Genomic DNA, 3208 nt, shown 5'->3' with positions numbered 1-3208 from the left:
CCGTGGCGCACGGTCCGTGGCGCACGGGTGCCGGACCCCGCCCGCGGGGTGCGGCGGCCACCTGGGCTGCGCCTGCACGAGCACGTCGCGGGAGGGGACCATGAGCGGGGAGACCGGTGGGCGCGCACGGGAGTGCGTCTGCGCGCACGAGCGGCGGGCCCACGAGCACTACCGGCCCGGCAGCGACTGCTCGGTGTGCGACTGCCCCCGCTTCCGCGCCGCGACCGGCTGGCGCGCGCTGCTGGGCCGGCTCTCGCGCGGCTGAGCAGGCCCGGACGCCGGAGAGCCCGGCCGGGGGTCCCGGCCGGGCTCTGCCACGCGGCTGCGCGCCGCGACGGGGACGTCAGCGCACGCCGCCGCGCCGCTTGTTGTAGACGTCGAACGCCACCGCCAGCAGCAGGACCAGGCCCTTGATGACCTGCTGGAGGGACTGGTCGACGTTGAGCAGCTGCATGCCGTTGGAGATCACGCCGACGAGCAGACCACCGACCATCGCGCCGGTGATCTTGCCGACGCCGCCGGTCACCGCGGCGCCGCCGATGAACGCCGCGGCGATGGCGTCCAGCTCGAAGCTGTTGCCGGCGCCGGGCTGGGCGCCGTTGGAGCGCGAGGAGAAGATGATGCCGGCGACCGCGGCGAGGAAGCCCATGTTGACGAAGATCCAGAAGTTGACCCTCCGGACGTTCACGCCGGACAGCTGGGCCGCGGCGAGGTTGCCGCCGATCGCGTACACCTGGCGGCCGAACACCGTGGAGCGGGTGACGACCGAGTAGACCAGGATCAGCACGGCCAGGATGATCAGCACGACGGGCAGACCGCGGCTGTGCGCCAGCTGCCAGGCGAAGGCCATGACGACCGCGGCGACGAGCACGATGCGCAGGACGAACAGCGGCACGGCGTCGACGACCTGCTGGTAGCGGACGCGGGCGATGCGGGTGCGGACCTGGCTGACGGCGTAGCCGACGACGGCCAGCGCAGCGATGAACAGCGTGAAGGCGTCGTAGCCGTAGCCGCCCATGAGGCCGTTGAGGAAGCCGGTGGCGATGCGGCCGTACTCCGGCGGGAACGGCGAGAGGGAGACGTTGTCCAGGACGTAGTACGTCAGGCCGCGGAAGAGCAGCATGCCGGCCAGGGTGACGATGAAGGCCGGGATGCCCACGAAGGCCACCCAGAAGCCCTGCCAGGCGCCGATGAGCAGGCCCACGCCGAGGGCGGCGAGGACGCCGACGTACCACGGCTGACCGGACCCGATGACCAGCTTCGCCGAGATCGCGCCCGTCAGCGCGACCACCGAGCCCACCGACAGGTCGATGTGGCCGGCGACGATGACGATGAGCATGCCGATGGCCAGCACCAGCACGTAGGAGTACTGCAGGACGATGTTGGTGATGTTCCCCGGGCTGAGGGACAGCCCGTCGGTGAGCACCGCGAACAGCACCACGACGACGGCGAAGGCGATGTAGATGCCGCTCTCGCGCAGGTTCTGCGAGATCGCCACGAGGGGGTTGGCGGTCCCGGTGCGCGGTCCGGGGTTGGGCGCAGGGGTGCTGGCCCCTCGGGGCCCGCCCTTGAGCAGGTCGCTCATGCGGTGTGCTCCTGGTCGTCGTGGGAGGTGGTGTTGGTGGTGGAGGAGGCCGCGCCGGCCCGCGCGGGGGTCTTCTCCTTGGTCATGAGGCTCATGAGGTTCTCCTGCGTGGCCTCGCCCACGGGCATCTGCCCGGTGATGCGACCGGCCGACAGGGTGTACACGCGGTCGCAGATGCCCAGCAGTTCCGGCAGCTCCGAGGAGATGACGATGACCGCCTTGCCCGCCGCGACGAGGCGGTTGATGATCGTGTAGATCTCGTACTTCGCGCCGACGTCGATGCCGCGGGTCGGCTCGTCGAGGATCAGGACCTCCGGGTCGGAGTAGATCCACTTCGACAGGACGACCTTCTGCTGGTTGCCGCCCGACAGCTTGCCGGTCAGCGCCATCACGGTCGGCGCCTTGATGTTCATGCTGCGCTTGCTGTCCTCGGCGACGCGGATCTCCTCGTGCGCGTTGACGAGGCCGCCCTTGACGAGCTTGCCCAGCGCCGCGGCGGAGATGTTCCGCTTGATGTCGTCGATGAGGTTCAGACCGTACTTCTTGCGGTCCTCGGTGGCGTAGGCCAGGCCGTGCTTGATGGCCTCGCGCACGGTGCGGGCCTGCACCGGCTGGCCGTGCAGGTACAGCTGCCCGCCCAGGTAGCGGCCGTAGGAGCGGCCGAACACGCTCATGGCGAGCTCGGTGCGCCCGGCGCCCATGAGGCCGGCGATGCCGACGACCTCGCCGGCGCGCACCGACAGCGAGGCGCCGTCCACCACGAGGCGGTCCTGCGAGGGGTGCCCCACGGTCCAGTCCTCGATGCGCAGCACCTCCTCGCCGGGGTGCGACTCGCGCTCGGGGAAGCGGCTGTCCAGGTCGCGGCCGACCATGCCGCGGATGATGCGGTCCTCCGTGACGGCGTCGGCGCGCATGTCCAGCGTCTCGATGGTGCGGCCGTCGCGGATGATGGTGACCGAGTCCGAGATGGCCTCGATCTCGTTGAGCTTGTGCGAGATCATGATGCTGGTCATGCCCTCGGAGCGCAGCTGGCGCAGCAGGTCCAGCAGGTGCGCGGAGTCCGTGTCGTTCAGCGCGGCGGTCGGCTCGTCGAGGATGAGGAGCTTGACGTCCTTGCTGAGCGCCTTGGCGATCTCGACCAGCTGCTGCTTGCCGACGCCGAGCTGCCCGATGGGCGTGGTGGGGTTCTCGTCCAGGCCGACGCGGGCCAGCAGGCGGGAGGCCTCGCCGTTGGTGCGGTTCCAGTCGATGAGCCCGCCCTTGCCGCGGATCTCGTTGCCCAGGAACAGGTTCTCGGCGACGGACAGGAACGGCACCAGGGCCAGCTCCTGGTGGATGATGGCGATGCCGGCCTTCTCGCTGTCGCCGATGCCGCTGAACTGCGACAGCTGGCCGTCGAAGTGGATCTCGCCCTCGTAGGTGCCGTGCGGGTACACCCCCGACAGCACCTTCATCAGCGTGGACTTGCCCGCGCCGTTCTCGCCGCAGATGGCGTGGACCTCACCGCGCTTGACCGACAGGTTGACGCCCGAGAGCGCCTTCACACCGGGGAAGGTCTTGGTGATGTCCCGCATTTCCAGGATGTTGTCGGTCATCGGCGCGCCGTCGTCCTCGCTGGGGAAC

Annotated in this window: 3 protein-coding genes; 1 reads left to right on the top strand and 2 read right to left on the bottom strand. The window is 70.1% G+C overall.

Annotated features, from left to right (window positions below):
• The first annotated feature begins 100 nt into the window (after positions 1 to 100).
• Positions 101 to 265, top strand: a complete 165-nt coding sequence (locus tag GTR00_RS17640; RefSeq protein WP_166612884.1) for a hypothetical protein — start codon at positions 101 to 103, stop codon at positions 263 to 265.
• 78 nt (positions 266 to 343) lie between these two features.
• Here GTR00_RS17640 and mmsB read toward each other — a convergent pair whose 3' ends face one another.
• Positions 344 to 1585: a multiple monosaccharide ABC transporter permease gene (mmsB, locus tag GTR00_RS17635; protein ID WP_166612883.1), complete on the bottom strand. Its 1242-nt coding sequence runs from the start codon at positions 1583 to 1585 to the stop codon at positions 344 to 346.
• A complete protein-coding gene (gene mmsA / locus GTR00_RS17630; protein ID WP_166612885.1) occupies positions 1582 to 3180 on the bottom strand; it encodes a multiple monosaccharide ABC transporter ATP-binding protein in 1599 nt (532 codons plus the stop codon). Before mmsA ends, mmsB begins: the two co-directional genes overlap by 4 nt.
• Between the last annotated feature and the right edge of the window lie 28 nt (positions 3181 to 3208).

The organism is Kineococcus indalonis, from assembly GCF_009906395.1.
GTDB classification, from domain to species: domain Bacteria; phylum Actinomycetota; class Actinomycetes; order Actinomycetales; family Kineococcaceae; genus Kineococcus; species Kineococcus indalonis.
Note: the sequence above shows the minus strand (reverse complement) of the source record. Positions and strands in the feature narration are given on the sequence as shown.